Genomic DNA, 26,895 nt, shown 5'->3' on the forward strand with positions numbered 1-26,895 from the left:
GTCAGCTCCCGGTCATCTCGAAGCGGTCGACGCCCCGCCGCCACACCACGCCGGCCACGGCCAGCGTGGCGGCGGTGACCAGCGGCAGCCACAGCAGCAGGTCGGAGCGGTCGAAGAGCAGGTAGGACACCGGCACGTAGGCGGTGAAGGCGTACGGCAGCAGCCAGGTCAGCAGCCGGCGCAGCGACGGGTGGAACAGGTCGAGCGGATAGCCGCTGAGGTCGCCGGGCTGGCTGGCCGCGACCACCGCCGCGAAACTGGTGGTGGTCCAGAACGAGAGGGCGGCGAACACGACCTTGATCGAGGTGGTGATGAGCGCGCCGCAGAGCACCAGCAGCGGCAGCAGCAGCCACTGCAGCGGGGTGAGGGTCAGGTCGAGCTGGGCCGCCGCGGTGCCGACCACGGCCAGTCCGATGACCAGCTCGCCGAAGCCGTCCGGGTGCAGGAACCGCTCCGACAGCAGGGTGTAGAACGGGCTCGTCGGCCGCAGCAGGTAGCGGTGGAAGTCGCCGGTCCGGACCAGGTCGCGGGAGAGGATCCAGAGCTGGTCGGTGAAAAGCCGGTCCAGGGCCCGGGGCAGCAGCGCGAAGCCGGTCAGGAAGAGGACCTGGTGGTAGCTCCAGCCGGCCAGCGCCGGCACCTGCTGGAAGATGATCCCGAGCAGGGCGAGCTGGCAGGCGACCCGGACCACCAGGCTGCCGGCCCCGATCAGGAAGTCGGCCCGGTAGACGACCAGCCGGTGCAGGCTGACCCCGCTGAGGAACCAGGTGAGCCGGACGTACCACAACGTCCTCCCCAGCACGGTCATCCGCCCTGCACCTCTAGCCGGCGGATCGCGAGCCGCCAGACGACGGCCACCACCAGGAGCAGGGCGACCGCCCAGCCGAGCTGCACGGCCAGGATGCCGACCGCCTCGCCGGCGCCGGAGTAGCGGCCGAGCAGCAGCCGCAGCGGGCTGTCGACCATGCCGTGGAACGGCAGCAGCCGGGCCACCGCCGCCATCGGTTCGGGCATCACGGCCAGCGGCACGAGCTGCCCGGCCAGCAGTGCCACCGCGCTGTCCTTGATCGTCCGCAGCCCCCACACGTTGGTGCTGACGAAGCCCGTCAGCCCGACCAGCATGTTCACCGCGTACGCGATCAGCACCGAACCGACCAGGGCCGGGCCGAAGAGGGCCAGCCCGGACCAGGTCGGCGCCGCCAGCGGCAGCAGCAGCGTGTAGAGACCGAGTACCGGCACGCCGACCACGACGGCGTTGGCGACCGACACCGGCAGGCTGGCGAAGAACTTGGACACCGGATAGCTGACCGGCCGGATCAGCACCGCCGCGATGTCACCCCGGCTGATCTCGGCGGAGACGCCCTCGTCGACCCGGTTGTTCTGGAGCAGGGCGAGCACCTGGGCCAGTACGACGTACGTGGTGATCCCGGCGAGGTCGAAGCCGGCCACCGTGTCGCGGGCGGCGAACACCTCCCGCCACAGGTACGCCAGCAGCCCGGCGGTCACCGCTGCCGTGATGCCGCTGACTAGGAACGTGATCCGGTACTGCAACAGGCCCTGCAGGCCGCTGGTGACGTAGGGCAGGTAGCGCCGTAGGCCGGCACCGGTCCGCCGGGCCGCAACGGCCGGCGCGGTCATCCGGAGCCGCCGGTGGCGACGGTGGCCCGGGTGGCGTAGACCCGGCGCAACACGGTCTCCAGGTCCGGTTCGGGGGCGAAGCACTCGGTGACGTCGAAATGTTCGAGCACGAACGCCATCACCTGCCGCACCGACCAGCGCGGCACCGGGAAGTCGACCCTGATCCGGCCCGGACCGTCGGGCACCGCACGCACTCCGGGCAGCCCGGTCTCCAGCAGGGCCAGCGCGCCGGCCACCGGCCGGTCCGCCCCGTGGTCGAAGACGACCGTGCGGGTGTCCGCCGTACGCAGCAGGTCGGCCATGCTGCCCTGGTGCACCACGGCACCCTCGTTGACGACCAGCACCTGGTCGCAGATCGAGCCGATGTCGCCGATGTCGTGGCTGGTCAGCATGACCGTCGTACCCAGCTCCGCGTTGACCTGGTTGATCAACGCCCGGACGGCCTCCTTGAGGGTGAGGTCCAGCCCGATGGTCGGCTCGTCGAGGAAGACCACGGCCGGGTCGTGCAGCAGGCTCGCCGCCACCTCGGCCCGCATCCGCTGGCCGAGGCTGAGCTGCCGGACCGGGGTCGTACCGAGGGCGTCGAGGTCGAGCAGTTCGCGGAACCGGGTCATGTTGCGCCGGTAGACCGGGTCCGGGATGTCGTAGATGCGGCGCAGGATCCGGAACGAGTCGCCGACCGGCAGGTCCCACCAGAGCTGGCTGCGGTGGCCGAAGACGGCACCGATCACCGTCGCGGTGGCCCGCCGCTCCCGGTACGGTTCCCGCCCGTCGACCAGGCACCGGCCGGCGGTCGGGCGCATGATGCCGGTGAGCAGCTTGATGGTGGTGGACTTGCCGGCGCCGTTCGCGCCGACGTACGCGACCTTGGTGCCGGCCGGGATCCGGAACGACACGCCCGCGACCGCCCGCACGATCTGGTGGCGGCGGGTGAAGAGGCCGGCCAGGCTGCCGCGCAGGCCCGGCCCGCGCTCGTAGCGGCGGAACTCCTTGACCAGCCCCTCGGCGACGATCACCGCAGCTCACCGACCGCGGCGCCGATCGCCTGGTCGAGCAGGTCCAGCCCGTGCCGCAACTGCCCGTCGTCCAATGTGAACGGTGGGGCGAGCCGGATGACGTGGCCGCCGATGGCGGTGCGCAGCCCGCGGTCGAGCGCCACCTGATAGACCCGGCGGGCGAGTTCGGGAGCCGGTCGCCGGCTCTGCCGGTCGTGCACGAACTCCAGGCCGTGCAGCAGGCCGATGCCGCGTACGTCGCCGAGGTTCGGATACCGCTCGCGCAGTTCCGCCAGCCGGGGCGCCATCAGGTCGCCGAGCACCCGTACCCGGTCGACCAGGGTGTCGCGGCGCAGCACCGACAGGGTCGCCTTGGCGGCGGCGATGCCCAGCGGGTTGCTCGCGTACGTCGACGCGGTCGAGCCGGCCCGCGCGGCGGACGGCGAGCGGAGCACGGCGTCGGTGCCGGCGAGCACCGCGAACGGGAAACCCGACGCCATCCCCTTCGACAGCGCGACCAGGTCGGCCCGTACGCCGAGCGCCTCGCTGGCCAGGAACGACCCGGTGCGCCCGCCACCGGTCAGCACCTCGTCGGCGACCAGCAGCACCCCGTTGTCGCGGCAGGCGGCGGCGATCTGCTCCCAGTAGCCGGGCGGCGGCACGATCACCCCGGCCGCCCCGAGGACCGGCTCGAAGAACAGCGCGCTGACGTTCGGCTTCTCCGCGATGTGCCGGCGGACCAGGGCCGCGCACCGTACGTCGCACGACGGGTAGGTCAGCTCCAGCGGGCAGCGGTAGCAGTACGGTGAGTAGCCGAGCACGCTGTTGCCGGCGAACGACTGGTGGCCGACGTCCCAGTGCACGAGCATCCGCGCGCCCTGCGTCTTGCCGTGGAAGCCGTACCGCAGCGCGCCGACCCGGTTGCGGCCCGGCTCGGCAACCGCCTGCACCGTACGCAGCGCCGCCTCGATCACCTCGGCACCGGTGGAGAAGAACGCCAGCGTGGTCAGGTGTTCCGGCAACAGTTCGGCGAGCAGTTCGCAGAGCGCCGCCCGGTCGGTGGTCGCGAAGTCGTGCACGTTCCACAGTCGCCCCGCCTGCTCGGTCAGGGCGGCGACCACCTCGGGGTGGCAGTGCCCGAGCGACTGGGTCAGGGTGCCGGCGGCGAAGTCCAGGTATTCGTTGCCGTCGGCGTCGACCAGCACCGCGCCACGCCCGGAGACGAAGACCCGGCCGCCGAGGGCGGCCTCCTCGGAGGCGCCGGGCGCCAGGTGCGCCGCCTCCCGAGTCAGCAACTCCACCTGCCGGGGACCGGGCCCCGTCACGCCGGCTCCGGTCCGGGTGCGGGCGCGCCCATCGGCGCGATCTCGAAGACGAGCAGGTGCAGGTCGTCGGCGCCGCTGTTGGCCAGGCCGTGTTCGCCGTACGGCCGGTTGACCACGACGTCGCCGGCCGCCACGTCGAAGGTGTCGCCGTCCAGCGTCATCCGGCCGGTGCCGCGCAGGATCACGTACGTCTCCTGGTCGTCGCCGTGCCGGTGCAGCCCGATCGAGGTCCCGGGCGGCAGCACCACCAGGTCGACGAAGGCGACCCCGGCCGGGGCGTGCGCCCGGTCGAAGGCGCGGTGCACCCGGATGGTGCCGGTCCCGCCGTGGTCGCCGGTCACCTCGCGCATCAGGTCGCGGTGCAGGTTCGGGACCCGGGTACGGCGTACCACCGGGTCGTGCTCTCCGGCACCGGGCGTGGGACCGGTCATCCGGCGACCACCAGCCGGCCCGGCCGCCCGGCCCGGCCGGCGGCGGCGAGCGCGACCAGGGCCTTGTCCAGCACCCCGGCCGGCAGGTCGTCGAGGTCGTCGACGAAGGTGGCCGAACCGATGCCGGTGGGTACGACCAGGTGCAGCCGCCGGCCACGTCGTTCCCAGGCGCCGCGCAGCGCCTGCCACATCAGTTCGGGGGTGCAGGTCGCCGCGTCGTACACCGGCAGGCCGAGCCGCAGCAGCAGTTCGGTGATCCGGTCGCAGTCCGCCTCGGACAGCAGGCCGAGCAGCCGGGCGATCTGGCTGGACAGGGCCATGTCGATCGCCACCGACTCGCCGTGCGCGACGCGGTAGTCGCTGGCGGTCTCGATCACCGGCCCGAAGGTGTGGCCGAAGTCGACCAGCCGGGCCAGGTTCTCCTCGCGCAGGTTGGGGCAGAGTTCGCGCAGCATCGACTCCATCGCCGCGCGCAGCACGTAGTCCTCCACCCCGGCCGGGCCGCCCACCGCGCCGTCGGGACGCGGCGGGCCCACCCGGTCCGGCATGCCTTCGGGGCCCGGCGGGCCGACCCGGTCCGGCGCCGGTCGGAAGGCGTCGGGGTGCTCCACCAGGGTCTCGAAGAGCGCCCGATCCCTGATCACGGCCATCTTCACGATCTCGCCGAGTCCACAGCGGATCTCCCGGTCCGGGAGGGTACGCAGGAACGCCGGGTCGTTGATCGAGGCGTACGCCGGGTGGTAGGCGCCGAGCATGTTCTTGCTGCCGAAGGCGTTCACCCCGGTCTTGATCCCGACGCCGACGTCCACCTGTCCGACCAGGGTCGTGTTGACCTTGACGTACCGAACCCCGCGGGCGTAGGTGGCGGCGGCGAACCCGACCAGGTCGCACAGGACGCCGCCGCCGACGGCGAGCATCACCCCGTGCCGATCGAGCCCGTCGGCCTTGGCCAGGGCGCCGATCCGCTCGACCGAGGCGAGCGTCTTGAAGCGCTCGCCGGTTCGTACCACGTGGACGGTCCAGCTTCCCGGCGACAACCGGTCCCGAAGGTAGGCCCGGATCCGCTCGCCGTACAGCCGGTTCACGGTCGGGCCGACGAAGGCGACGACCCGCCGGCCGGCCAGGCGGTCGCGCAGCAGTAGATTTCCCGGGGCGAACAGGTCCATCGTGAGTTCGACCCGGTAGGCGGTGCCGTCCACGGCGTGGAGCGAGAATCCGGTGGCGTCGGCCCGTACGCCGGTCGTAGGCGCGCTGATGGACACGTCCAACTCCTCGTGACGCGAGCCGGCGATGGGACATCGACCGTGAGATACGAGAAGGCGAATCTAGGCTGACGCCCCTCATCGATGCAAGAGTCTTGCGTAAAGTCTGCAAAATCTTGCTAGCCGGCTTCCACCTAACGGCCGATCCGGGAGCGGATCGTCGGATCCCACCCGGGGCTCAGCCCCGCGTCACCGCCGGCCCGCCGGATGCCACCACCGGCACACCGGACGCGACCGGGTCACCGGGGTCGGCCGGCCGGTCCACCGACCGCCCGGGTACGGCGGGCACCGCCCGCCCGACCAGCAGGAGCACCAGCCCGACCAGCACGTAGCCGGCCAGGATCCACGCCGGTTGCGCGCCGCCCGCCCCGTCGAAGAACGCCGCCGAGCGCAGCAGGGTGCCGCCGGCTCCCACCGGCAGCCACTGCCCGACCGTGCCCCATGGCTGCGGAAGCAACTCCGGGGCCGCACCGACCGCCGACAGGGCGTTGCCCACCAGGAACACGATCAACGCACCGAGACCGATGCCCGGCAGGCCGAGCAGTGAACCGAGCCCGGCGACGGTGGCCGCGACGGCCAGCGCGGTGAGGCCGATGACGGCGGCGTTCAGCGGGTAGCCGCCGGGCAGCACGCCGAGCCAGAACTGCAGTACGGCCGCCCCGGCGAGGCCGGCCAGCACGCCGTACGTCAGCAGGCCGGCCAGCCGTACCGGCCGGGAGCGGACCGCCAGGGTCAGCGCGGCGGCGGCGATCAGGCTGGTCATCACCAGCGGCAGGAACCCGCCGGCGAATCCGCCGCCCCGGGGATCGTCGGGGTCGCCGGGTACGACGTCGACCACCGGCACCGGCCGACCGTCGCCGAGTTGCCCGGCGGCCTGGGCGAGCAGGGTGGCCACCGCCGGGCTGGCCGCCGACGCGGTGTGCAGGACCGGCCCGTCCGGGCCGACCACCACGGCACCGTACGCCTCCCGGTCGCGCAGGGCGCGGTCGGCCGCCGCCGCGTCGGGGCGGGCGATGATCTCGAACCCGCCGGGCAGGGCCTGCTCCATCCGGGCGGTGATCGCGGCGGTCGCCTCCGGTGGTCCGGCGACGACGATCGGCAGGTCGCGCGGTTGAAGGTTCGCGGCGGGTCCGGCGAACAGCGGTACGAGCAGCGCCTGAAGGGCGACTACCGCAACCCCGATCAGTACGGCGAGCAGGACCGGTGGTGGTTGGCGGCGCGTCATGACCATCTCCTTAAAACGAACGCTCGTTCTTTTATGCCTCCAGGGTCACCATGGTCCGGCCCGCCGTCAAGGAACGAACCCTCGTTTTACGCTGTGTGCCATGCCACGCGTATCCGAGCAGCACCTGGCCGCCCGCCGGCAGCAGATCCTCGACGCGGCCCGCCGGTGCTTCCTGCGCAACGGCTTCCACCAGACCTCGATGCAGGACGTGATCTCGGAAGCGGGGCTGTCGGTCGGTGCCGTCTACCGCTACTTCACCAGCAAGCACGAGATCGTCGCCGCCATCGCCGGACAGACCGTCGACGGCGTCGGCCGGGAATTCAACGCCATCGCCGCACACGAGCCGCAGTACCCGTTGATCGAGGCGATGGACCGGGTGCTGGCGGTGGTCGACACGCAACTCGGCCCGGACGGCATGTTCCGGCTGGCGGTCCAGGTCTGGGCGGAGGCGATGCGCGACCAGACCGTGGCCGCCCTGGTCGCCGAACGCTATCCCCGGCTCCGCGAGTTCTTCACCACGCTCGCCCAACAGGCCCTCGACCGGGGTGAACTGGCGGCCGACACCGACGTCACGGCGGTCGGCCACGTCCTGCTCGGCATGATCCCCGGCTACGCCCTGCAGCGGCTGCTGACCGGCGCCCCCGACCACCAGACCTTCATGGCCGGCATCCACGCCCTCATGTCCCACCCCCCAGGTCCGGCCTCGTTGACGGCGGACACGCGCATCCCTGACGCGCCGATCTAGGTGATGTAACGGGCGAAACGGGGCACGATCCGGGCAACAACTCCTTGATCAACGCATCGGCCGGCGGCGAGGACGGCGGGGACGGGGGCGCGGCGCGGGGTTGCAACTCCAGTGGGGGGAGGTCCGAGCATCGAACGCATGCACATCGGCGAGCTGGCCCGGCGCAGCGGACTGTCGGTCAAGACCGTCCGCTACTACTCCGACCTCGGCCTCGTACCGGAGGTGGCCCGCACCCACAGCGGACACCGCCGCTACGACGCGCAGGCCGCGGCGCGCCTGGACCTCGTCCGGACCCTGCGCGAACTCGGCCTCGACCTGGCCACCATCCGGCAGGTCCTCGACCGCCAGGCCGACCTGACCCAGGTCGTCGCCCGGCACGCCGAGGCGGTCGACGCGCAGATCCGGCTGCTGCGGGTACGGCGGGCCGTACTGCGCGCGCTGGCTCGCCGCCAACCGACCCCACAGGAGGTAGACCGGATGAACCAGATCGCCCAAGCCACCGCCGACGACCGGCGACGGATCATCGACGAGTTCCTGGACAGCATCTTCACCGGCATACCGGTCGACCCGGAGTTCGAGGGGATGCTGCGCCGGGCCAGACCCGAGCTGCCCGACGATCCGACCGACGCGCAGCTCGACGCCTGGCTCGAACTGTCCGAACTGGTCCGTGACCGCGACTTCCGCGGCCTGCTGCGCCGGATGAGCGAGAAGTCGTTCGGCGGGGAGAGCCCGGTCCCGGTCGAGGCGGAACCGGCGCGGGCCGTGGCCGCGCTCGTCGACGAACTGGCCGGGCCGGCCCAGGCCGACGGCATCGACCCGATGTCGGCCGAGGCCGGCCGGATCATCGACCGGGTCGTCGCCGCGTACGCCGAAGCCGTCGGCCGGACCGACGACCCGGCGTACCGGCGGGAACTGCTCGACGCCTGGGAACTCGGCGCCGACCCGCGGCCGGCGCACTACTGGCAACTGATGGCGGTCGTCAACGGGTGGCCGCCGTACCCGGAGGTGAGCCCGGTCTGGGCCTGGGTCTACCGGGCCCTCGCCGCCCACCCCGGCTGACCGGCCGGTGGCCGGCCCGCGCGACGCCAACACGCGCGGGCCGGCCGCCCCGACCGGAGTGGGTCAGCCCTTGACCGCGCCGGCCGTCAGGCCGGACACGATGTAGCGCTGCAGGAACTGGAAGACCAGCACCGTCGGGATGGCGGTCAGCAACGTGCCGGCACAGAAGATGCCGAAGTTGTTGTTCCGCTCCCCCGCGACCAGGCCCCACATGCCGACCGACAGCGTCTTCGACTCCGGGCTGGTGAGGAACACGTTGGCGATCAGGAACTCGTTGATCGTGCCGATGAACGCCAGCAGCGCCGTGACGGCGAGGATCGGCGCCACCAGCGGCAACATGATCCGGAAGAACACCTGGGTGTGCGAGGCGCCGTCCATCGTCGCCGACTCGTCCAGCTCGCGGGGCAGCGTGTCGTAGAAGCCCTTCATCAGCCAGGTGTTCACGCCGAGCGCGCCACCGAGGTAGAGCAGCAGCAGGCCCCACGGGGTGTTGAAGCCGATCGCCGGCCACAGGTCGGTGACCGTCGTGAAGATCAGGAAGATCGCCACGATCGCCAGGAACTGCGGGAACATCTGGATCAGCAGCAGCGAGAGCAGGCCGACCCGCCGGCCCTTGAACCGCATCCGGCTGAACGCGTACGCGGCCAGCGCGGACAGGAACACCGACACGGCCGCCGACACGCTCGCGATCAGCAGCGAGTTGAGGAACCACCACTCGAAGGCCGTGTCTCGGAACAGGTTGGCGAAGTTGCCGAACGAGGCACCCGTGGGCAGCAGGTCGGTCGACGAGAGCGTACCCAGCGGGTTGACCGCCGCCGAGACCACGAAGACGATCGGGAACAGCGCGAACGCCAGCGAGACCAGCAGCACCATGTGCCGCCACCCCACGTCCGCGAACCACCGCGACCGCCGGCGAGGTGTGGCAGAAACAGTGCTCACGCGTACACCTCTTCCTGTTGGCGCGACCGGCGGAAACTGATCGCCGAGATGACCGCGACGAGGGTGAAGATGAAGATCGAGATGGCCGCGGCGAAGCCGAACTGGGCACCGGCCGCGCCGAACGCCAGCCGGTACGTGTAGGTGATGAGCAGGTCGGTCGCACCCACGCTCGGGTTGTCGGCCGGGAACGGCCCCCCCTCGGTGACCAGGTAGATCGCGTTGAAGTTGTTGAAGTTGTACGCGAACGACGAGATCAGCAGCGGGCTCAGCGCGACCAGCAGCAGCGGCAGGGTGATCCGCCGGAACGACTGCCACGGCGTGGCCCCGTCGACCGAGGTCGCCTCGGTCAGCTCGCGCGGGATCGCCTGAAGGGCACCGGTCGCGACCAGGAACATGTACGGGTAGCCGAGCCACAACTGCACCAGTACCACCGCGGCCCGCGCCGACCAGGGCTGGCCCATCCAGTCCACGTCGAGTCCGAACAGGTTGTTGACCAGGCCGAAGTCGGTGTTGAACATGTCCCGCCAGACCAGCAGCATCGCGAACGACGGCATCGCGTACGGCAGGATCAGCAGCACCCGGTAGAGGGTCCGGCCGCGTACCCGGGGCGAGTGCAGCGCCAGCGCGCAGAGCAGGCCGAGCGCGAAGGTGACGAACACCGACCCGACGGCGAAGGCGAAGTTCCAGACCAGCGTCTCCAGGAACGGTCCGGAGATCGACGGCTCGGTCAGCACCCGGGTGAAGTTGCTCAGCCCGACGTTGACCCGCCAGCCCTGGAGCAGCCGCTCGCCGTCGGCGGCGACGAAGGCGCCACGTTCGGGGTCGGCGGTCCAGACCTTGCCGCTGTCGGCGTCGCGTACGCAGTCGCAGCCGGCGTCGTACGCCCGCGTCGCCTTGCCCTCGTACGCCCGGGAAAGCCCGGCCGAGCGGATGGCGCCGCCCTCGGTCGGCACCGCGAACTCGGTGATCTCCTGGCTGCGGGCGCTGGCCTGGCCGGCGTTGAGCACGGTGTAGCCGTCGGCGGCGGTCACCTTGCCGGCGCTGTTGACGGTGACGTTGCCCGCGTCGAGCGGCTCCAGGCCGTCGGCGTTGCCGGCCGAGACGGTCCCGGTGGTCGGATCGGTGACCAGGAAGACCAGCGGGCCGGTGGCGGCGTCGCCGGTGGTCGCCACCGAGAGGGCGTACTCGATCGATCCGGGGACCTGGACCACCGACGAGGACTGGATGGCGACGATCGCCTCGTCCTTGCTGCCCCGGTGGCCGTCACCGAAGTTGGTGAAGGCGGTGCTGGCCGTGTAGAGGACCGGGAAGACCTGGAACGCGATCAGGAACAGCGTGCCGGGCACCAGATACTTGGCCGGGATGTGCCGCCGGGACAGGTAGAGGTAGAACAGCCCGGCGGTGGTGGCCACGAGGATGCCCAGACCGACCCACGCCTCGGCCTCGATGAGCGGGAAGGCCGCCCAGAGCGCGATCCCGGCGACGAGGCCGAGGAGCACGACCTTGACGGTGAGCCCGGTGAGCGTGATCGGCCGGTCGTCGCGTACGGTCCGGCGTGCCTTGTCGGGGTCACGGCCCCGGCCCGGGGCCCCGCCCGGACCCCGGGGCGGGGCCTGCGTCGCAGGCCCCGCACCCGTCATGTTCTCGGTCACGGTGCCGCCTCGCCGCGCTCGGCGACACCATGTATGAGGCTGAGCCTGACGGCTCCCTCGCTCCGCTCGGTCACGGTACCTACTTGATCTGCTCGGAGATCGTCTTGCCGGCGGCGGTGATCGTCTGGGTGACGTCGGCACCGCCGACGATCGCGGATTCGGCCTTGCCGAACGGGTCCCAGATGGCCGCCATCTCCGGGATCGCCGGCAGCGGTACGGCGTTGGCACCGGCTTCCAGGAACTTCGCCAGGTCCGGGTCGCTGGCCTTGACCTGGTCGAAGGCGGCGGTCAGCGCCGGCGGACGCGGCTCGGCCTGGTAGAGCGCCACGGCGAGTTCGGGCGTGGTCAGGTAGTTGGTCACGAACTCCTGGGCCAGCGCCTTGTTCTTGCCCTTGGCGGCGACGTAGAACGCCTGGACACCGAGGAACGGCGTCGGCTCCTTGGCGCCGGCGAAGCCGGGGACCGGGCTGATGTCGTACTTGATGTTGGCGGTCTTGGCGTCGGTGATCGCCCACGGTCCGGCAACCAGGAAGGCGCACTTCTTGCCGGTGAAGGTGGCGATCGAGTTCTCCGCGGTGATGGACCGCTTCAGCGCGCCGTCGCCCTTCTCGCCGAGCTTCGCGATCTTCTCGAAGGCGGCGATCGACTCGGGCGTGCCCACGCCGAGTTGCTTCGGGTCGTAGTCGCCGGCGGCGTTGGTGCCGAAGAGCGTTCCGCCGGCCGAGGTGTAGAACGGGTAGAGGTGGTAGGCGTCGCCGTTCTGGCCCACCTGGAGGCACAGGATCTCGGACGCCTTCTTCTCGGCCTGGAGCCGCTTGCCGGTGGTGACCAGGTCCTCGACGGTCTTCGGGGCCTCGGGTGCCAGCTCGGTGTTGCGGATCAGGGCCAGGTTCTCGGTCGCGTACGGGACGGCGTAGACCTGGCCGTTGAAGGTGACCGCCTTCAGCGCGCCCTGGTTGAAGCCGGCCTTCTGGGCCTCGGTGAGCTGCACGGGGTCGATGGCGCCGTTCTGGACGAGGTTGCCGATCCAGTCGTGTGCGCCGACCATCACGTCCGGGCCGCTACCCTGCTGCGACGCGGTGACGAACGTGGTCTGCTGGTCCTTGGAGATCGCCTGCACCTCGACGGTGACACCGTTCTCCTGGCCGAACTTGTCGGCGAAGGGCTTGAGCGCGGCCGAGCGCTTGTCGTCGGCCCAGATCACCAGCTTGCCGCCGTCGGCACTGGGGGGCGTGGAGCCGGAAGCGTCGGGCTCGTCTCCGCCACCACCACAACCGGCGGCCGCGATCGCGAGAGCGACGGTGGCGACCACACCCGCGGTACGGATGCGCATCGGAACTCCTGTCGATCATGGGCGGACCGGCCCGCTCGCCGTATGGTCAGCCCGAATTCTGTGTAAGGTCTTTCAACCGGCGCCAAGATCGAACGCCGCATCAGTCATGTGTTGCGGGGACGTTAGCAAGACGTTGCAGGCAATGGAAGAGCTTGCAGGGCTGTACGCAAGATCTTGCCGCTTGGGCTACAGTGCCGCCATGCGCGCACGTCTAGCGGATATCGCACAGCAGGCCGAGGTCAGCGAGGCCACCGTGTCGCGCGTCCTCAATGGCCGCCCCGGCGTCTCGGCCGAAACTCGCCAGGCGGTCCTGACCGCACTCGACGTACTCGGCTACGAGCGTCCGGCCCGGCTGCGCAAGCGCAGCGCCGGGCTGGTGGGCCTGGTCGTGCCCGAGCTGGACAACCCGATCTTCCCGGCGTTCGCGCAGACGATCGAGTCGGCACTCGCCCAGTCCGGATACACCCCCGTGCTGTGCACCCAGACGCCGGGCGGGGTCACCGAGGACGAATACGTGGAGATGCTGCTCGACCGCCAGGTCTCCGGCATCGTCTTCGTCTCCGGCCTGCACGCCGACACCTCCGCCGACCACGACCGCTACCGCAAGCTGATCGCGCGTCCGCTGCCGATCGTGCTGGTCAACGGATACGTGGAGGGCATCGAGGCACCGTTCGTCTCGTGCGACGACCGGATGGCCGGCGAGCTGGCCGTGGCCCACCTGGTCGCTCTCGGCCACCGCCGGATCGGCCTGATCACCGGGCCCGACCGCTTCTCGCCCGTGCAGCGCAAGGTCGGCGGATACCGATCGGCGATGCGCCGCCTAACCGGCCTCACCGACACCGAACTCGACGAACTGACCGCGCTCACCCTCTTCGGCGTCGAGGGCGGCGAGGCCGCCGCCGCACGCCTGCTCGAACGGGGCGCGACCGGCCTGGTGTGCGGCTCGGACCTGATGGCCCTGGGCGCCATCCGGGCCGCCCGGCAGCGCGGCCTCTCGGTGCCCGGCGAGGTGTCGGTCGTCGGCTACGACGACTCGCCGCTGATCGCGTTCACCGACCCGCCGCTGACCACCCTGCGGCAGCCGGTGGCCTCGATGGCGGTGGCGGCGGTACGGGCCCTGGTCGACGAGATCAACGGCCACGCCGCGCCACACTCGGAGTACGTCTTCCGGCCGGAACTGGTCGTCCGCGGCTCGACGGCGATCGCGCCGGGGCCGGCCACGCCACCGCCGCCGTCGGCCGTACCGGCCTGACCGGCGCCACCCCGACCGTCGTCCGCGACCCGCGCCGCCGTCCGGCGTCCGGGCGTCGGACGGGCGCGTCCGGACGAGAGCCGCGTCACACCACGACCAACGGCACGATCCCGGACAGCGCAAGATCCAGCACTGTTTGCGCAAGAAATGCTTGACTCTTGCAGCCGTACCCGGGCATCCTGGGCGCACTCATTGACAATCGGGGTCCGCACGGCCGAAACCCGGCCGCACGGGCGCACCACGATCCCCAGAAGCAGGTAGCCATGACGTCCACCACCGGCGTGCCGTCCGACACCACCGACGACTGGTGGCGGTCCGCCGTCGTCTACCAGGTCTACGTCCGCAGCTTCGCCGACGCGGACGGTGACGGTACGGGCGACCTCCAGGGCATCCGCAGCCGGCTGCCTTACCTGCACGACCTCGGCGTCGACGCGTTGTGGCTCACGCCGTTCTACCGGTCTCCCATGATCGACGGCGGGTACGACGTGGCCGACTACCGCGATGTCGACCCGATGTTCGGCACCCTCGCCGACTTCGACGCCATGATCGCCGACGCGCACGCGCTCGGCGTACGGATCATCGTCGACATCGTGCCCAACCACACCTCCAACGCCCACCCGTGGTTCGTGGCCGCCCTCGCCGCCGCGCCCGGATCGCCGGAGCGGGGCCGCTACCTCTTCCGCGACGGGCGCGGCCCGGACGGCTCCGAACCGCCCAACGACTGGGAGTCAATCTTCGGCGGTCCGGCCTGGACCCGGGTGCCCGACGGCCAGTGGTACCTGCACCTCTTCGACCCGGCCCAGCCCGACCTGGACTGGCGCAACCCCGAGGTACGCGCCGAGTTCGAGGGCGTGCTGCGGTTCTGGCTCGACCGGGGCGTCGACGGGTTCCGCATCGACGTCGCGCACGGAATGATCAAGGAGGAGGGGCTGCCCGACGTCGGGCACAGCTCCGCCACCGGCCAGCGCCAGGTCGAACTGCTCGGCCGGGGCCGGCTGCCCTACTTCGACCAGGACGAGGTGCACGACATCTACCGGGCCTGGCGGCCGATCCTGGACAGCTATGCCGGTGGCCGGATGGCGGTCGCCGAGGCGTGGGCGGAGAGCCCACAGCGGCTGGCCCGCTACATCGGCCCCGACGAACTGCACCAGGCGTTCAACTTCGACTTCCTGGAAGCGACCTGGTCCGCCGACTCGTTCCGCAAGGTGATCGACACCGCGCTGGCCGAGTCGGCCATCGTCGGCGCCCCGACCACCTGGGTGCTGTCCAACCACGACAAGAAGCGGCACGTGACCCGCTACGGCGACGGCGCGGTCGGCCTGCGCCGGGCCCGGGCGGCGGCGCTGCTGATGCTGGCCCTGCCCGGCTCCGCCTACCTCTACCAGGGTGAGGAACTCGGCCTGCCGGAGTTCCTCGACCTGCCCGACGAGCTACGCCAGGATCCGTCGTTCCTGCGCACCGGGGAGAGCCGCGACGGCTGCCGGATCCCGCTGCCCTGGAGCGGCACCGTCCCGCCGTACGGCTTCGGCCCGGATGGCGGTGCCGACGGCTGGCTCCCGTCGCCGACCGACTGGGCCGGCCTCACCGTCGCCGCGCAGACCGGCGACCCCGCCTCGACGCTGGAGCTCTACCGCACCGCGCTCGGCATCCGGCGGACCCATCCCGCCCTCGGTGGCGGCGAGTTGACCTGGCTGGACACCGAGCCGGGTGTGTTGGCCTTCGCCCGGGCCGGCGCCGGCCCGGCGGGGCTGGTCTGCGTGATCAACCTCAGCGGCACCCCGGTGAAGATCACCGGGTACGGCTCGCCGGTCGTCTCCAGTGAGCCGCTGACCGACGCCGACGGCGCGTTCGATCTGCCGGTCGACGCGGCGGCATGGTTCCAACCGCCGTCGGCCGGGTAAGACCTGGTCCGGACCCCTTGTGGTGGGGGGTGATGGTGGCGGCGGTGCCCCCGGAGGTTTCCGGGGGCACCGCCGTCCGTCGTACGCGGTCAGGGTGCCCGGCTGATGAGCTGCTCGGCGATCCGGACGAAGCCGGCACGTACCTCGGTCGGGGTCGGCGGCTCCGCCGGCTCGAGCCGGCGCTCCTCGATCTCCTCCTGGTTCAGCCCGACGTCGACGAGTTCGTCGTAGTCGCCGTAGACCTCGGCGTCCTCGGCCTCGGCCTCCTCGTCCTCCGCCGCCGCCCGGGCCGCCCCGATCTCCCCCTGGATCTCGTCGACGGAGGCCAACGCGAGCAGCGGCTCGACCACCGCCATCAGCTCCTCGTCGGCGACCACCGCCTCGGCCAGGGCGATCGCGTGCGGCCGCTCGTACGGCCCGCAGACCACCGGCTCCCACTCGTCCTCGTCGCTGAGCGGCCCGATGGTGATGATCCACGGCAGGTCGAGCACCGGCGAGTCGTCCGGCAGCTCCAAAGTCACTAGTGCCCCCACCCGAGTCATAATGACCGTTCCGGCCGGTCCGCGTAGGGGTTCGCCACAATCTCCCCGCTATCCACAGGCCCGGCCGCGCCATCCCCGGCACTGTGGACAACCTCGCCGGACTGTCGGCGGCCTCCCACACAGTCTTCCCATGACCCCGACGACCGCGCCCGCCCGCCTCGCCGCCGTGGCCGCCGCCCAGCACGGCCTGTTCACCTGCGACCAGGCCCACCGGGCCGGCTTCTCCCCGTTCCAGGTCCGCCGCCGGCTGCGGACCGGGCAGTGGCGCCGGCTGCTCGGCCCGGTGCTGGCGCCCGCCGGCGTCCGGCCCGGTCCGCGGCTGCGCGACGCCGCCGGCCTGCTGGCCCTCGGCGGGGCGGTGCTCGCCGGGCCGTCCGCCGCCCGCCGGCACGGGATCACCGTGCCCGACCGGTCCACCTGCCTGCTCGTGCCCCGCGCCGACCGGCGCACGCTGCGCGGGGTCCGGCTGCTGCGCGAGGACCTGCCGCCGGCCGAGGTCACCCGGATCGGCGGCGTGCCGCTGACCGGCCGCGCCCGCACCGTCTTCGACTGCCTCCGGCTGCTGCCGGACGGCGCGGCACGGGCCCTGCTCGACGAGGCGTTCGGGGCCGGCTGGCTCACCCCGGACCGGTTGGCCGGCTATCTCCACCGGTTCACCGGCCGGCACGGCGCCGCCCGGCTGGCCCGCCTTGCCCGGGCCGCCGTCCCTCACCCACCGGACCGCTAGAGCGCGGGGTCACCCGGCGGGACGGCAAGGCCCCGGCCCGCCCGCGTGCCGTGGCCCCGCCGGCCCCGGGCCCCGCCGGGCCCCGGCCTTGCCGGACCTGAGCGCCGTCGGACCCGGGCGCCGTCGGACCCGGGCGCCGTCGGACCCGGGCGCCGTCGGATCAGAAGAGCGGGAGTTGTTCGTCGGCGGTCGGGGACCGGCGGCGCGGCCGCTCGGTCAGGTCGATCACCCGGCCGTGGTGACTGGTCGCCGCCAGCGACGCGCCGAAGAGCAGCAACTGGTTGAGCAGATACAGGTAGACCAGCAGGCCGACGGCGCCGGCGACCACGGTGTACGCCGGATTGCGCTCGGTGCGTACGACCCAGGCGTTGCCGGCGGTGTTGAGCAGGGTGATCCCGACCGCGACGACCAGGACCGGGGCGGCGAGCCGGCGCAGCGACATCCGCAGCCGGGGCACCGCCACCAGCAGGGCGGTCGCCAGGACCATGTTCACCACGACGGTCAGCAGCACGCTCGACACGGCCAGCGCGGGCGGCACCGAACGGCCCACCAGCCAGCGCAGCAGTGCCTCGACCGCGCCGACCGCCGCCACCGACAGGCCGAGCAGCAGGAACACCCCGACCAGTACGGCGAGATCGACGATCTGCCGCAGTCCGATGTAACCGGGCTGCTGGTTGAGGCCGTAGAGCAGCCGTTGGGAGGAGCGGATCGCCTCGACCCAGCCGATGCCGGTGATGATCAGGACGGTGATGCCGACTACGCCGACCGTACCGCTGCTCTGGTCGATCTGGTCGAGTTCGAGGAACGGCAGGTTCTGCCGGAGGAAGTCGTTGACCACGACCCGGACGTCGACGCTGCGTTGCAGGACGAATCCGAAGACCGAGTAGCCGACGAGGCCGAGGGCGAAGACGGCGAAGAACCCGTAGTAGGCGATGGCCGCCGCGAGCCGCCCGGCGAGCATGTTGACGTACAACTCGATCGCCCGGCAGACATGGTCGAAGCCCTCGGAGCGATTGCGGCCGGCGATGAGCAGCCGGTTCGCGCCCGTCCAGGCCCGGCTTACGGCTTTCACGCCGCCATCCTTGCCCATGCGGTCCCGAGTTGCCCGGCAGCGGGTCGGAAAACGCCGGCCCGGATCGGGAACCGCGCCCCAGGGTCCCGGGCGGACGCCCCATGGCCTGGGAGCCCCGGCCGGACTTCCGGGCCGGGCCGGTCAGCCGGGGCGTCTCGCCCGGCGGGGCCGGTCGACCGCCGCCGGAAGGTCGCGACGCGGGTCAGGTGCCGAGCCGGAAGTCGCGACGCGGCTTCCAGCGGGCCTCGCCGCAGTGCGAGAAGAGGGTGAAGTGCTCGACCTCGAAGAGCGCGGAAAACGAGGCAAGGTCCTCGAAGACCTCGTCGAGTGCCTGCGGGTCGACATCCTGCGCGACGGTCACGTGCGGGTGGTAGGGAAACCGGGTTTCCCGCCGCAGTTCCTCGGCGGAGTTGATCGCCTCGGCGATCAACTCGCATTCGCTGATCCCGGCCGCGACGGCGACGAAGACCACCTCGGTGATCGGCCGGAAGGTGCCGGTGCCCCGCAGGTGCAGGCTGAACGGCGGGTGGGTGGCGGCGACCGCGGCGAGGTGCTCCTCGACGGCCGGCAGGCTCGACCGGGCGATCTCGGTCGGCCCGAGCAGCGTCACGTGTGCCGGAACGTATTCCGCCCGCGGGTCGCCGGCCTCGGCCCGCCGGGCGGTCAGCGTGCTGCCCCACGGCTCCGGAATGTCGATGGCGACCCCGATCTGGGTCGACTCGACCGGGTGCGCCGTCACTCGGGGCGGGCCGGGGCGAGGAAACCCACCCGCTCGTAGGTGGTGCGCAGGGTCACCGAGGCGACCGCGCCGGCCTTGTCCGCCCCGATGGCCAGCATCTTGTCGAGCTGCGCCGGGTCGTCGAGATAGGCCCGGGTGCGTTCCTGGATCGGCCGGACGAACTCCACGACGACCTCGGCGAGGTCCTTCTTCAGGTCGCCGTAGCCCTTGCCGTCGTAGGCGACGACCAGGTCGTCGATGGTGCGGCCGCTGAGTGCGGCGTAGATGGTGAGCAGGTTGGAGATGCCCGGCTTGTGCTCGGCGTCGAAGACGATCTCACGCCCGGTGTCGGTGACCGCCGACCGGATCTTCTTGGCCGACCGGGCCGGGTCGTCGAGCAGCTCGATGATCCCGGCCGGCGACGACGCAGACTTGGACATCTTGGCCGTCGGGTCCTGCAGGTCGGTGATCTTCGCGGTTTCCTTGACGATGTAGGGCGCCGGCACCGTGAAGGCCTTGCCGAACCGGGTGTTGAACCGGTGGGCCAGGTCGCGGGTCAGCTCCAGGTGCTGGCGCTGGTCCTCACCGACCGGGACCGCGTCGGCCTGGTAGAGCAGGATGTCCGCCGCCTGGAGGATCGGATAGGTGAACAGGCCGACGCTGGAACGGTCGGCGCCCTGCTTGGCCGACTTGTCCTTGAACTGGGTCATCCGGCTCGCCTCGCCGAAGCCGGTGATGCAGCTCAGCACCCAGGCCAGCTGCGAGTGCTCGGGGACCTGCGACTGCACGAAGAGCGTGCACCGGTCGGGGTCGAGGCCGGCGGCGAGCAGTTGTGCGGCGGAGACCCGGGTGCGCTGGCGCAGCACCTCCGGGTCGTGGCCGGCCGTGATCGCGTGCAGGTCGACCACGCAGTAGAAGGTGTCGTGGGTCTCCTGCATGGCCACCCAGTTGCGGACCGCCCCCAGGTAATTTCCGAGGTGGAAGGAGTCGGCGGTCGGCTGGATCCCGGACAGTACCCGGGGCCGGGCGGCAACGTCGGACATGCCGTCGATTCTGTCAGCCGCACCCGGCACGTGTGGTGACGCCCCCGCCGATCACGGAAGACGCGGGACGCCGGCCCGCCCACGGCCCCGGTCCGGGCGGGACCGTGGTCCCGGTCATCCCCTCGGTGCCGACCGTTCGGCCGCCGGCACCCCCCGGCTGGCCGGCACGACGGCTGTGGCCGCGGCACCGACCGGCGCCCCGTCCGGTCCCGGCCCGGGAGCGGGCGGCACGGCGGAGATCCCGACCCGGGCCACCCGCCGCCCGTCGAGTTCGAGTACGCGCAACCGCCAGCCCCGCTCACCGTCCGGGGTGTGCGAACCGGTGGGTACGGTCACCTCGTCGCCGGTGGTCGGCAGCCGGCCCAGCGATGCCATCAGATAGCCGCCGACGGTCTCGTACGGCCCCACCGGCAGGGCGAAGCCGGTGCGCTCGGCGAAGTCGGCGAGGTTGAGCCGGCCGTCGACCGACGGCGGGACACCGACCGCCACCGGCTCGGGCGCGCCGTCGTACTCGTCGTGGATCTCGCCGACCAGCTCCTCGATCAGGTCTTCGAGGGTGACGATGCCGGCGGTGCCGCCGTACTCGTCGATGACGACGGCGAGGTGGTGCCGTTCCCGGCGCATCTCGGTCAGCGCGGCGAGCACCCGCTTGCTGCCGGGCAGGCGCTTGACCTCGCGGGTCAGTTCGCCGATGGTGGCGCGCCGGTCACCGTCGGGCCGGATCAGTACGTCGCGCAGGTGCACGAAGCCGACCACGTCGTCTGGGGTGCCGTCGACGACCGGATAGCGGGTGTGGGTCTCGGCGCGCACCAGCCGGGCGGCCTCGGCGAGGGAGAGCCCGGCGTCGAGGAAGACCACCTCGGTGCGGGGCATCATCACCTCGCGGACCAGGCTGGCACCCGCGACCAGCACCTCGTCGATGATGCGCCGTTCGACCGGGTCGAGCACGGTGTTGGCGGCGACCAGGTCGCGCAGCTCGGCCTCGCTGATCCGTTCCCGGCCGGCGGCCGGCCCGGTGCCGAGCAGGACCGTCACCAGCTTGGTGGCCGCGTCCGCGGCACGTACGACGACCCGGGCGAAGCCACGGGCCATCGGACCGGGTTCTCGTGGAGGGCGCCCCGCCGGTCTCGACCGTCGGGGCCCGGTACTGGCGGATTCCCGCATGTCGCACATGGTAGACAGCCGGGCCGGTGGTGGGGTGGAACCTTCGCCTGATGTTCGAATATGTTGACTATTGGGAGACAATGGTGGACAGTAGGCCGGCTGGCCGGCGGACGGCGGCAGCCTGCTCCGGCGCGTAGCCTGACCGGGTCCGCGCCGGTCACCGTCCGCCCCCGAAGACCCGCGCGCCGACCGTGGCGCGACCAGAAGGAGCCCCACCCGTGAAACTGCTCGTCACCGGCGGCGCCGGCTACATCGGCGGAGTCGTCACCCGGCTCCTGCTCGACGCCGGCCACGAGGTCGTCGTCCTCGACGACCTGCGCACCGGGCACCGGGAGGCGCTCGCGCCGGAGGCCACCTTCGTCGAGGCCCGCATCCACGACGCCGCCCGGGTGCTCACCCCCGGCGCCGGCTTCGACGGGGTCCTGCACTTCGCCGCCCTGATCGCCGCCGGCGAGTCGATGGCCCGACCGGAGATCTACTGGGAGAACAACACGATCGGGTCGCTGGCCCTGATCGACGCCGCCCGCGCGGCCGGCGTACGCAGGTTCGTCTTCTCCTCCACCGCCGCCGTCTACGGCAACCCGACCGAGCTGCCGATCACCGAGTCGGCGGTCAAGGCCCCGACCAACACGTACGGCGCGACGAAGCTCGCCGTCGACATGGCCCTGACCTCGGAGGCGCACGCCTACGACCTGGCCGCGGTGTCGCTGCGCTACTTCAACGTGGCCGGTGCCTACCTGCGTCCCGGCCACGCCCTCGGCGAACGGCACGACCCGGAGTCGCACCTGATCCCGATCGCGTTGCAGGTCGCCGCCGGACGCCGGGAGAAGCTGCAGCTCTTCGGCGACGACTACCCGACCGCCGACGGCACCTGCGTACGCGACTACATCCACGTCGAGGACCTGGCCCGCGCCCACCTGCTCGCCCTGGACACCGCCGTACCCGGCGAGCACCGGATCTTCAACCTCGGCAACGGCAACGGCTTCTCCAACCGGGAGGTCGTCGAGGTCGTACGCGAGGTCACCGGCCATCCGGTGCCGGTCGAGATGGCTCCCCGCCGCGAGGGTGACCCGGCCGCGCTGGTCGCGTCGTCGGCGCGGGCCCACGCCGAGCTGGGCTGGGTGCCGGCCAAGCCGACGCTGGCCGAGATGGTCGGCGACGCGTGGACCTTCTACCGCGACCACCTGTTGCCGTGACCGGGCGGAACCTCCTCGCCGCGCGTGCCGCGGCGGCCTTCGAGCGACTGTACGGCGAGGCTCCGGCCGGCCGGTGGGCGGCGCCCGGCCGGGTCAACCTGATCGGCGAGCACACCGACTACAACGACGGGTTCGTCCTGCCGTTCGCGCTGCCGCAGCGCACCGTCGTCGCCGCCACTCCCGTCGACGCACCACTGTGGACGGTGTGGTCGGAGCAGGCCGGCGAACAGATCACGTTCGACGGCACCGACGCCGGCAAGCCGGGCCAGGTCACCGGCTGGGGCGGCTACGTCGCCGGCGTGGTCTGGGCGCTGCTCGACGCCGGGCACCAGGTGCCCGGTGCCCGGCTCACCGTCGTCTCCGACGTGCCGCCGGGGGCGGGCCTGTCGTCGTCGGCCGCGCTGGAGGCGGCCGTCCTCACCGCGCTCGCCGACCTGGGCCGGATCGACCTGCCGGTCGACGACCGCCCGGCGCTCGCCCAGCGGGCCGAGAACGTCTACGCCGGCATGCCGTGCGGAATCATGGACCAGGCCGCGTCGATCCGCTGCCGGGCCGGGCACGCCCTGTTCCTCGACTGCCGCTCCCTGGCCCTCGAACACATCCCGTTCGACGCGGCCGGCGCCGGGCTCGCCGTACTGGTGATCGACAGCCGGGCTCCGCACCGCCACGTGACGGGCGAATACGCGGCCCGCCGGGCCGCCTGCGAGTCGGCGGCGCGGGCACTCGGGGTGCCGGCGCTGCGCGACGTCACCACCGACGGGCTGCCCGTGGCCCTCGCCCGGCTCGACGACGACGTGGTGCGCCGCCGGGTACGGCACGTGGTGACCGAGAACCAGCGGGTGCTGGAGACGGTGGCGCTGCTGCGGGCCGGCGACGTGCCGGCGATCGGGCCGCTGATGACCGCCTCGCACGCCTCGATGCGCGACGACTTCGAGATCACCGTGCCGGAGGTCGACACCGCCGTGGAGGCGGCCCTGTCCGCCGGCGCGTACGGCGCCCGGATGACCGGAGGCGGGTTCGGCGGCTGCGTCCTGGCCCTGGTCGACGCGGACCGGGTCGACGCCGTCGCGGACGCCGTCACCGCCGCGTACGCGGATCGCGGGTTCACGCCGCCGGTCTGGTTCTCCGCCGCACCCAGTGCCGGCGCGGCCGCACTTCCCTGAACATACGGCGGCGGGGCCGGCCCGGACACCGGACCGACCCCGCCGCCGGTCCGTCAGTTGGCCTCGACGATCATCCCGGCGCCGACCGTACGGTTCGTCGTCTCGTCGATGACGATGAAGCCGCCCGTCGTCCGGTTACGCCGGTAGGGGTCGGCCAGCAGCGGCACCGTCGTACGCAGCCGGACCCGCCCGATCTCGTTGAGCGACAGCCCGGCCGGCGACTCGTCGCGGTGCAGCGAGTTGACGTCGAGCCGGTACTGGAGACCACGGACGACCGCCCGGGCCGCCCGGGTGGTGTGCTTGATGGCGTACTTGCCGCCGACCTGCAGCGGACGGGTCTCGTCCATCCAGCAGATCATCGCCTCGACGTCCTGGGCGACCGCCGGGGCGTTGTTGGGCCGGCAGATCATGTCGCCACGCGAGATGTCGATCTCGTCGGTCAGCCGTACGGTCACCGACATCGGCGGGAACGCCTCCTCGACCGGGCCGTCGGCGGTCTCGATCGCGGCGATCCGGCTGGTGAAGCCGGACGGCAGCACCATCACCTCGTCACCGGGCTTCAGTACGCCGGACGCGACCTGGCCGGCGTAGCCCCGGTAGTCGGTCACCGTGTTGGACTGCGGCCGGATGACGTACTGCACCGGGAACCGGACGTCGACCAGGTTGCGGTCGGAGGCGATGTGCACGTGCTCCAGGTGGTGCAGCAGCGAAGGGCCCTCGTACCAGGGGGTGTTCTCCGACCGGCTGACGATGTTGTCGCCCTTGAGCGCCGAGATCGGGATGACCGTCAGGTCGGGTACGTCGAGCTTCGCCGCGAACGCGGTGAACTCGTCGGCGATCTTCTCGAAGACCTCCTGCGACCAGTCGACCAGGTCCATCTTGTTGACGCACAGGACCAGGTGCGGCACCCGCAGCAGCGAGCAGAGGAACGCGTGCCGGCGGGACTGCTCGACCAGCCCCTTGCGGGCGTCGACCAGGATCAGCGCCAGGTCGGCGGTCGACGCCCCGGTGACCATGTTGCGGGTGTACTGGATGTGCCCCGGGGTGTCGGCGATGATGAACTTGCGCCGCGGGGTGGCGAAGTAGCGGTAGGCGACGTCGATCGTGATGCCCTGCTCGCGTTCGGCGCGCAGGCCGTCGGTGAGCAGCGCCAGGTTGGTGTACTCGTCACCGCGGGCGGCACTGACCGCCTCGACCGCCTCCAACTGGTCGGTGAAGAGCGACTTGGTGTCGTAGAGCAGCCGGCCGATCAGGGTCGACTTGCCGTCGTCGACGCTGCCCGCGGTGGCGAACCGCAGCAGGTCCATGGGACGTCCCTCGGCGGTGCCCGTCAGCACCTCCGTCGTCGGAGCCGTCATCAGAAGTAGCCCTCCCGCTTGCGGTCTTCCATGGCGGCCTCGCTGACCCGGTCGTCACCGCGGGTCGCCCCGCGTTCGGTGATCCGGGTGGCGGCGACCTCGTCGATGACGAGTTCGACGGTGTCGGCGTCGGAGCGGACGGCGGCGGTGCAGGACGCGTCGCCGACGGTGCGGTAGCGGACCCGGGCGGTGAATGGCGTCTCGCCGCCACGCGGCCGGATGAACTCGTTGACGGCGTAGAGCATGCCGTCGCGCTCGATCACCTCACGGTCGTGCGCGTAGTAGATCGACGGCAGCGGGATCCGCTCCCGCGCGATGTAGTGCCAGATGTCCAGCTCGGTCCAGTTGGACAGCGGGAAGATCCGGATCGACTCGCCCGGGTGGTGCCGCCCGTTGTAGAGGCTCCACAGTTCGGGGCGCTGGTTCTTGGGGTCCCACTGGCCGAAGTCGTCGCGGAAACTGAACACCCGCTCCTTGGCCCGGGCCTTCTCCTCGTCGCGCCGGGCGCCGCCGAAGAGCGCGTCGAACCGGTATTTCTCGATCGCCGCGAGCAGGACCGGGGTCTGGATCCGGTTGCGCATCCCGTCGGCGGACTCGCGGACCAGGCCGGCGTCGATCGCCTCCTGGACGCTGGCCACCACCAGCTGCAGGCTGAGGTCGGCGACCCGGCGGTCGCGGTAGTCGAGCACCTCGGGGAAGTTGTGCCCGGTGTCGACGTGCATCACCGGGAACGGGATCCGGGCCGGGGCGAACGCCTTCTCGGCCAGCTTGAGCATGACGATCGAGTCCTTGCCCCCGGAGAAGAGCAGCACCGGCCGCTCCAGCTCGGCGACCACCTCGCGCATCACGAAGATGCTCTCGGCCTCGAGCGCGTCCAGGTGCGACACCCGGTAGGCGGCGGTGGCGCTCATGCCGGCACCGTCCCGGTGCCCGCCGGGCCGCCCGCCCGCGACAGGGCCGTCCCTCCCGACGGGGCCGTCCCTCCCGACGGGGCCGTCCCTCCCGACGGGGCCGTCCCTCCCGACGGGGCCGTCCCTCCCGACGGGGCCGTCCCTCCCGACGGGGCCGTCCCTCCCGACGGGGCCGTCCCTCCCGACGGGGCCGTCCCTCCCGACGGGGCCGTCCCTCCCGACGGGGCCGTCCCTCCCGACGGGGCCGTCCCTCCCGACGGGGCCGTCCTTAGCGACAGGGCCGTCCTCGACGACGGTTCGTCGACCATGGATTCCCAACCTTCCCGATCGGCCAAGGCCACTAGGGCATAGACAGCCATCATACTCCGATATGCCGTTGCAGCGCCGCAAGCAGCCTTGGTGCAAGATCCTTGCGGCATACCACGAGGTCGGGCAGCTTGGGATCAGGCTCGTTGTATTTCAGCGCAGATCCGTCGACTCGGGAAGCGTGCAGGCCGGTGGCCGTCGCCACAGCCACCGGGGCGGCCGAATCCCACTCGTACTGGCCGCCCGCGTGCACGTACGCGTCGGCCTCGCCGCTGATCACCGCGGCGATCTTCGCGCCGGCCGATCCCATCGGCACCAGCACCGCGCCGACATCCTCGACCAGGCCGGTGAGGAACGCCGGCGGCCGGCTACGGCTCGCCGCCAGCCGGACCGGCATGACACCCCCGGCACCGGCCGTCCCCACGGTCATCGGCGGGTAGGCCGGCGGCTGGTCCGTACCCAGCACCCGGTGCTGCGCCGGCAGGGCCACGGCGCCGGCGACCAACTGGTGGGAGGCGGAACCCTGCCGAGACCACAGCGCCACGTGCACCGCCCAGTCCGACCGGCCCTCCTCGGAGAACTCCCGGGTCCCGTCGAGCGGGTCGATGATCCACACCCGCTCCGCGGACAGCCGCGCGGGCGGTGCGCCGCCGTCCGGCGCCGGGTCGCCACCCGCGCCGGCACCGGCCACCCAGGCCCGCCGCGACCCGTCGTCCTCCTCCGACAGCACCGCGTCGGCCGGCCGCCAGCGGGCCAGCTCCGTACGCAGCAGGTCGTGCGCGACCTTGTCGCCCGCCGCCTTCAGCGCCGCCGGATCGTCGTGCCCGACCTCGGCCCGGACGTCGAGCAGGGCCTGCCCGGCCCGCTCGGCGAGCCACCTCGCGAACGCCCCGTCGATCACGGGAGGAGTAGCCATTATCAGACCTCCATCCGCAGCG

The 26,895-nt window shown here is 72.0% G+C and carries 24 protein-coding genes and 1 pseudogene; 7 read left to right on the top strand and 18 right to left on the bottom strand.

From position 1 onward, the window contains the following. Position 1: 1 nt before the first annotated feature. The 7 genes from QCD66_RS32475 to QCD66_RS32505 all read right to left on the bottom strand — a co-directional run bounded on the left by QCD66_RS32475 (position 2) and on the right by QCD66_RS32505 (position 6,876). Positions 2-808 (bottom strand): ABC transporter permease, encoded by an 807-nt coding sequence (locus tag QCD66_RS32475; protein WP_375735395.1) that lies wholly within the window; start codon positions 806-808, stop codon positions 2-4. Then, a complete protein-coding gene (locus QCD66_RS32480; RefSeq protein ID WP_375735394.1) occupies positions 805-1,638 on the bottom strand; it encodes an ABC transporter permease in 834 nt (277 codons plus the stop codon). The genes QCD66_RS32475 and QCD66_RS32480 overlap by 4 nt, the downstream gene beginning before the upstream one ends. Beyond that, complete coding sequence (locus tag QCD66_RS32485) at positions 1,635-2,654, bottom strand: ATP-binding cassette domain-containing protein (RefSeq protein WP_375735393.1); 1,020 nt, start codon at positions 2,652-2,654, stop codon at positions 1,635-1,637. Before QCD66_RS32485 ends, QCD66_RS32480 begins: the two co-directional genes overlap by 4 nt. Next, the gene (locus tag QCD66_RS32490; protein ID WP_375735392.1) at positions 2,651-3,958 is read right to left on the bottom strand and encodes an aspartate aminotransferase family protein; all 1,308 of its coding nucleotides are present in this window, start codon (positions 3,956-3,958) and stop codon (positions 2,651-2,653) included. The genes QCD66_RS32485 and QCD66_RS32490 overlap by 4 nt, the downstream gene beginning before the upstream one ends. Next, positions 3,955-4,389: a cupin domain-containing protein gene (locus QCD66_RS32495; protein WP_364211688.1), complete on the bottom strand. Its 435-nt coding sequence runs from the start codon at positions 4,387-4,389 to the stop codon at positions 3,955-3,957. The genes QCD66_RS32490 and QCD66_RS32495 overlap by 4 nt, the downstream gene beginning before the upstream one ends. Beyond that, positions 4,386-5,651 carry a sedoheptulose 7-phosphate cyclase gene (locus QCD66_RS32500; RefSeq protein WP_375735391.1) on the bottom strand — a complete coding sequence of 422 codons (1,266 nt, stop codon included), beginning with the start codon at positions 5,649-5,651 and terminating at the stop codon, positions 4,386-4,388. Before QCD66_RS32500 ends, QCD66_RS32495 begins: the two co-directional genes overlap by 4 nt. A gap of 178 nt (positions 5,652-5,829) precedes the next feature. After that, complete coding sequence (locus QCD66_RS32505) at positions 5,830-6,876, bottom strand: hypothetical protein (RefSeq protein ID WP_364211682.1); 1,047 nt, start codon at positions 6,874-6,876, stop codon at positions 5,830-5,832. Between the two features lie 100 nt (positions 6,877-6,976). Here QCD66_RS32505 and QCD66_RS32510 point away from each other — a divergent pair, with 100 nt between their 5' ends. Both QCD66_RS32510 and QCD66_RS32515 read left to right on the top strand, forming a co-directional pair. Further along, positions 6,977-7,621: a TetR/AcrR family transcriptional regulator gene (locus QCD66_RS32510; protein ID WP_375735390.1), complete on the top strand. Its 645-nt coding sequence runs from the start codon at positions 6,977-6,979 to the stop codon at positions 7,619-7,621. A gap of 138 nt (positions 7,622-7,759) precedes the next feature. Further along, entirely contained in the window at positions 7,760-8,680 is a 921-nt protein-coding gene (locus QCD66_RS32515; RefSeq protein WP_364211676.1) for a MerR family transcriptional regulator, read from the top strand. A gap of 63 nt (positions 8,681-8,743) precedes the next feature. On the opposite strand, the gene QCD66_RS32520 is transcribed toward QCD66_RS32515, so the two are convergent. From QCD66_RS32520 to QCD66_RS32530, 3 genes are all read right to left on the bottom strand, one after another. Next, positions 8,744-9,553, bottom strand: a complete 810-nt coding sequence (locus QCD66_RS32520) for a sugar ABC transporter permease (protein WP_364211972.1) — start codon at positions 9,551-9,553, stop codon at positions 8,744-8,746. A 62-nt stretch (positions 9,554-9,615) separates the two neighbouring features. Next, complete coding sequence (locus QCD66_RS32525) at positions 9,616-11,259, bottom strand: ABC transporter permease subunit (RefSeq protein WP_375735409.1); 1,644 nt, start codon at positions 11,257-11,259, stop codon at positions 9,616-9,618. A gap of 91 nt (positions 11,260-11,350) precedes the next feature. Beyond that, positions 11,351-12,604, bottom strand: coding sequence for a maltose ABC transporter substrate-binding protein (locus tag QCD66_RS32530; protein WP_364211673.1), 1,254 nt, complete (start codon positions 12,602-12,604; stop codon positions 11,351-11,353). A 181-nt stretch (positions 12,605-12,785) separates the two neighbouring features. Here QCD66_RS32530 and QCD66_RS32535 point away from each other — a divergent pair, with 181 nt between their 5' ends. Both QCD66_RS32535 and QCD66_RS32540 read left to right on the top strand, forming a co-directional pair. After that, a complete protein-coding gene (locus QCD66_RS32535; protein WP_375735389.1) occupies positions 12,786-13,856 on the top strand; it encodes a LacI family DNA-binding transcriptional regulator in 1,071 nt (356 codons plus the stop codon). A 263-nt stretch (positions 13,857-14,119) separates the two neighbouring features. Next, entirely contained in the window at positions 14,120-15,757 is a 1,638-nt protein-coding gene (locus QCD66_RS32540; RefSeq protein ID WP_364211667.1) for a glycoside hydrolase family 13 protein, read from the top strand. An 89-nt stretch (positions 15,758-15,846) separates the two neighbouring features. Here the strand turns inward: QCD66_RS32540 and QCD66_RS32545 are convergent, their stop codons facing one another. Further along, positions 15,847-16,290 carry a hypothetical protein gene (locus QCD66_RS32545; RefSeq protein ID WP_364211664.1) on the bottom strand — a complete coding sequence of 148 codons (444 nt, stop codon included), beginning with the start codon at positions 16,288-16,290 and terminating at the stop codon, positions 15,847-15,849. A gap of 139 nt (positions 16,291-16,429) precedes the next feature. Between QCD66_RS32545 and QCD66_RS32550 the strand changes: the two genes are divergently transcribed. Next, positions 16,430-17,026, top strand: coding sequence for a type IV toxin-antitoxin system AbiEi family antitoxin domain-containing protein (locus QCD66_RS32550; protein WP_407566912.1), 597 nt, complete (start codon positions 16,430-16,432; stop codon positions 17,024-17,026). 205 nt (positions 17,027-17,231) lie between these two features. Here the strand turns inward: QCD66_RS32550 and QCD66_RS32555 are convergent. The 4 genes and pseudogenes from QCD66_RS32555 to QCD66_RS32570 form a co-directional block, all read right to left on the bottom strand. Next, positions 17,232-18,098: pseudogene (locus QCD66_RS32555) on the bottom strand (YhjD/YihY/BrkB family envelope integrity protein); the annotation flags it as partial. Between the two features lie 202 nt (positions 18,099-18,300). After that, on the bottom strand, positions 18,301-18,837 hold the full coding sequence (locus QCD66_RS32560) for a 2'-5' RNA ligase family protein (RefSeq protein ID WP_357538899.1): 537 nt from the start codon (positions 18,835-18,837) through the stop codon (positions 18,301-18,303). Continuing rightward, positions 18,834-19,859 carry a tryptophan--tRNA ligase gene (trpS, locus tag QCD66_RS32565; protein WP_375735824.1) on the bottom strand — a complete coding sequence of 342 codons (1,026 nt, stop codon included), beginning with the start codon at positions 19,857-19,859 and terminating at the stop codon, positions 18,834-18,836. The genes QCD66_RS32560 and trpS overlap by 4 nt, the downstream gene beginning before the upstream one ends. A 114-nt stretch (positions 19,860-19,973) precedes the next feature. Further along, a complete protein-coding gene (locus QCD66_RS32570; protein WP_375735823.1) occupies positions 19,974-20,951 on the bottom strand; it encodes a hemolysin family protein in 978 nt (325 codons plus the stop codon). A 290-nt stretch (positions 20,952-21,241) separates the two neighbouring features. Between QCD66_RS32570 and galE the strand changes: the two genes are divergently transcribed. Both galE and galK read left to right on the top strand, forming a co-directional pair. Beyond that, on the top strand, positions 21,242-22,219 hold the full coding sequence (galE, locus tag QCD66_RS32575) for a UDP-glucose 4-epimerase GalE (protein WP_375735822.1): 978 nt from the start codon (positions 21,242-21,244) through the stop codon (positions 22,217-22,219). Further along, positions 22,216-23,382 (top strand): galactokinase, encoded by a 1,167-nt coding sequence (gene galK / locus QCD66_RS32580; RefSeq protein WP_375735821.1) that lies wholly within the window; start codon positions 22,216-22,218, stop codon positions 23,380-23,382. Before galE ends, galK begins: the two co-directional genes overlap by 4 nt. Positions 23,383-23,435: 53 nt before the next feature. On the opposite strand, the gene cysN is transcribed toward galK, so the two are convergent. The 3 genes from cysN to QCD66_RS32595 all read right to left on the bottom strand — a co-directional run bounded on the left by cysN (position 23,436) and on the right by QCD66_RS32595 (position 26,873). Next, the gene (gene cysN / locus QCD66_RS32585) at positions 23,436-24,740 is read right to left on the bottom strand and encodes a sulfate adenylyltransferase subunit CysN (protein ID WP_375735820.1); all 1,305 of its coding nucleotides are present in this window, start codon (positions 24,738-24,740) and stop codon (positions 23,436-23,438) included. After that, positions 24,740-25,651, bottom strand: a complete 912-nt coding sequence (gene cysD / locus QCD66_RS32590) for a sulfate adenylyltransferase subunit CysD (protein ID WP_375735819.1) — start codon at positions 25,649-25,651, stop codon at positions 24,740-24,742. The genes cysN and cysD overlap by 1 nt, the downstream gene beginning before the upstream one ends. Before the next feature lie 358 nt (positions 25,652-26,009). Then, positions 26,010-26,873, bottom strand: a complete 864-nt coding sequence (locus QCD66_RS32595; RefSeq protein WP_364211636.1) for a 3'(2'),5'-bisphosphate nucleotidase CysQ — start codon at positions 26,871-26,873, stop codon at positions 26,010-26,012. Positions 26,874-26,895: the final 22 nt, after the last annotated feature.

Origin of the sequence: Polymorphospora sp. A560 (genome assembly GCF_045781765.1) — a bacterium.
Classification (GTDB): domain Bacteria; phylum Actinomycetota; class Actinomycetes; order Mycobacteriales; family Micromonosporaceae; genus Polymorphospora; species Polymorphospora lycopeni.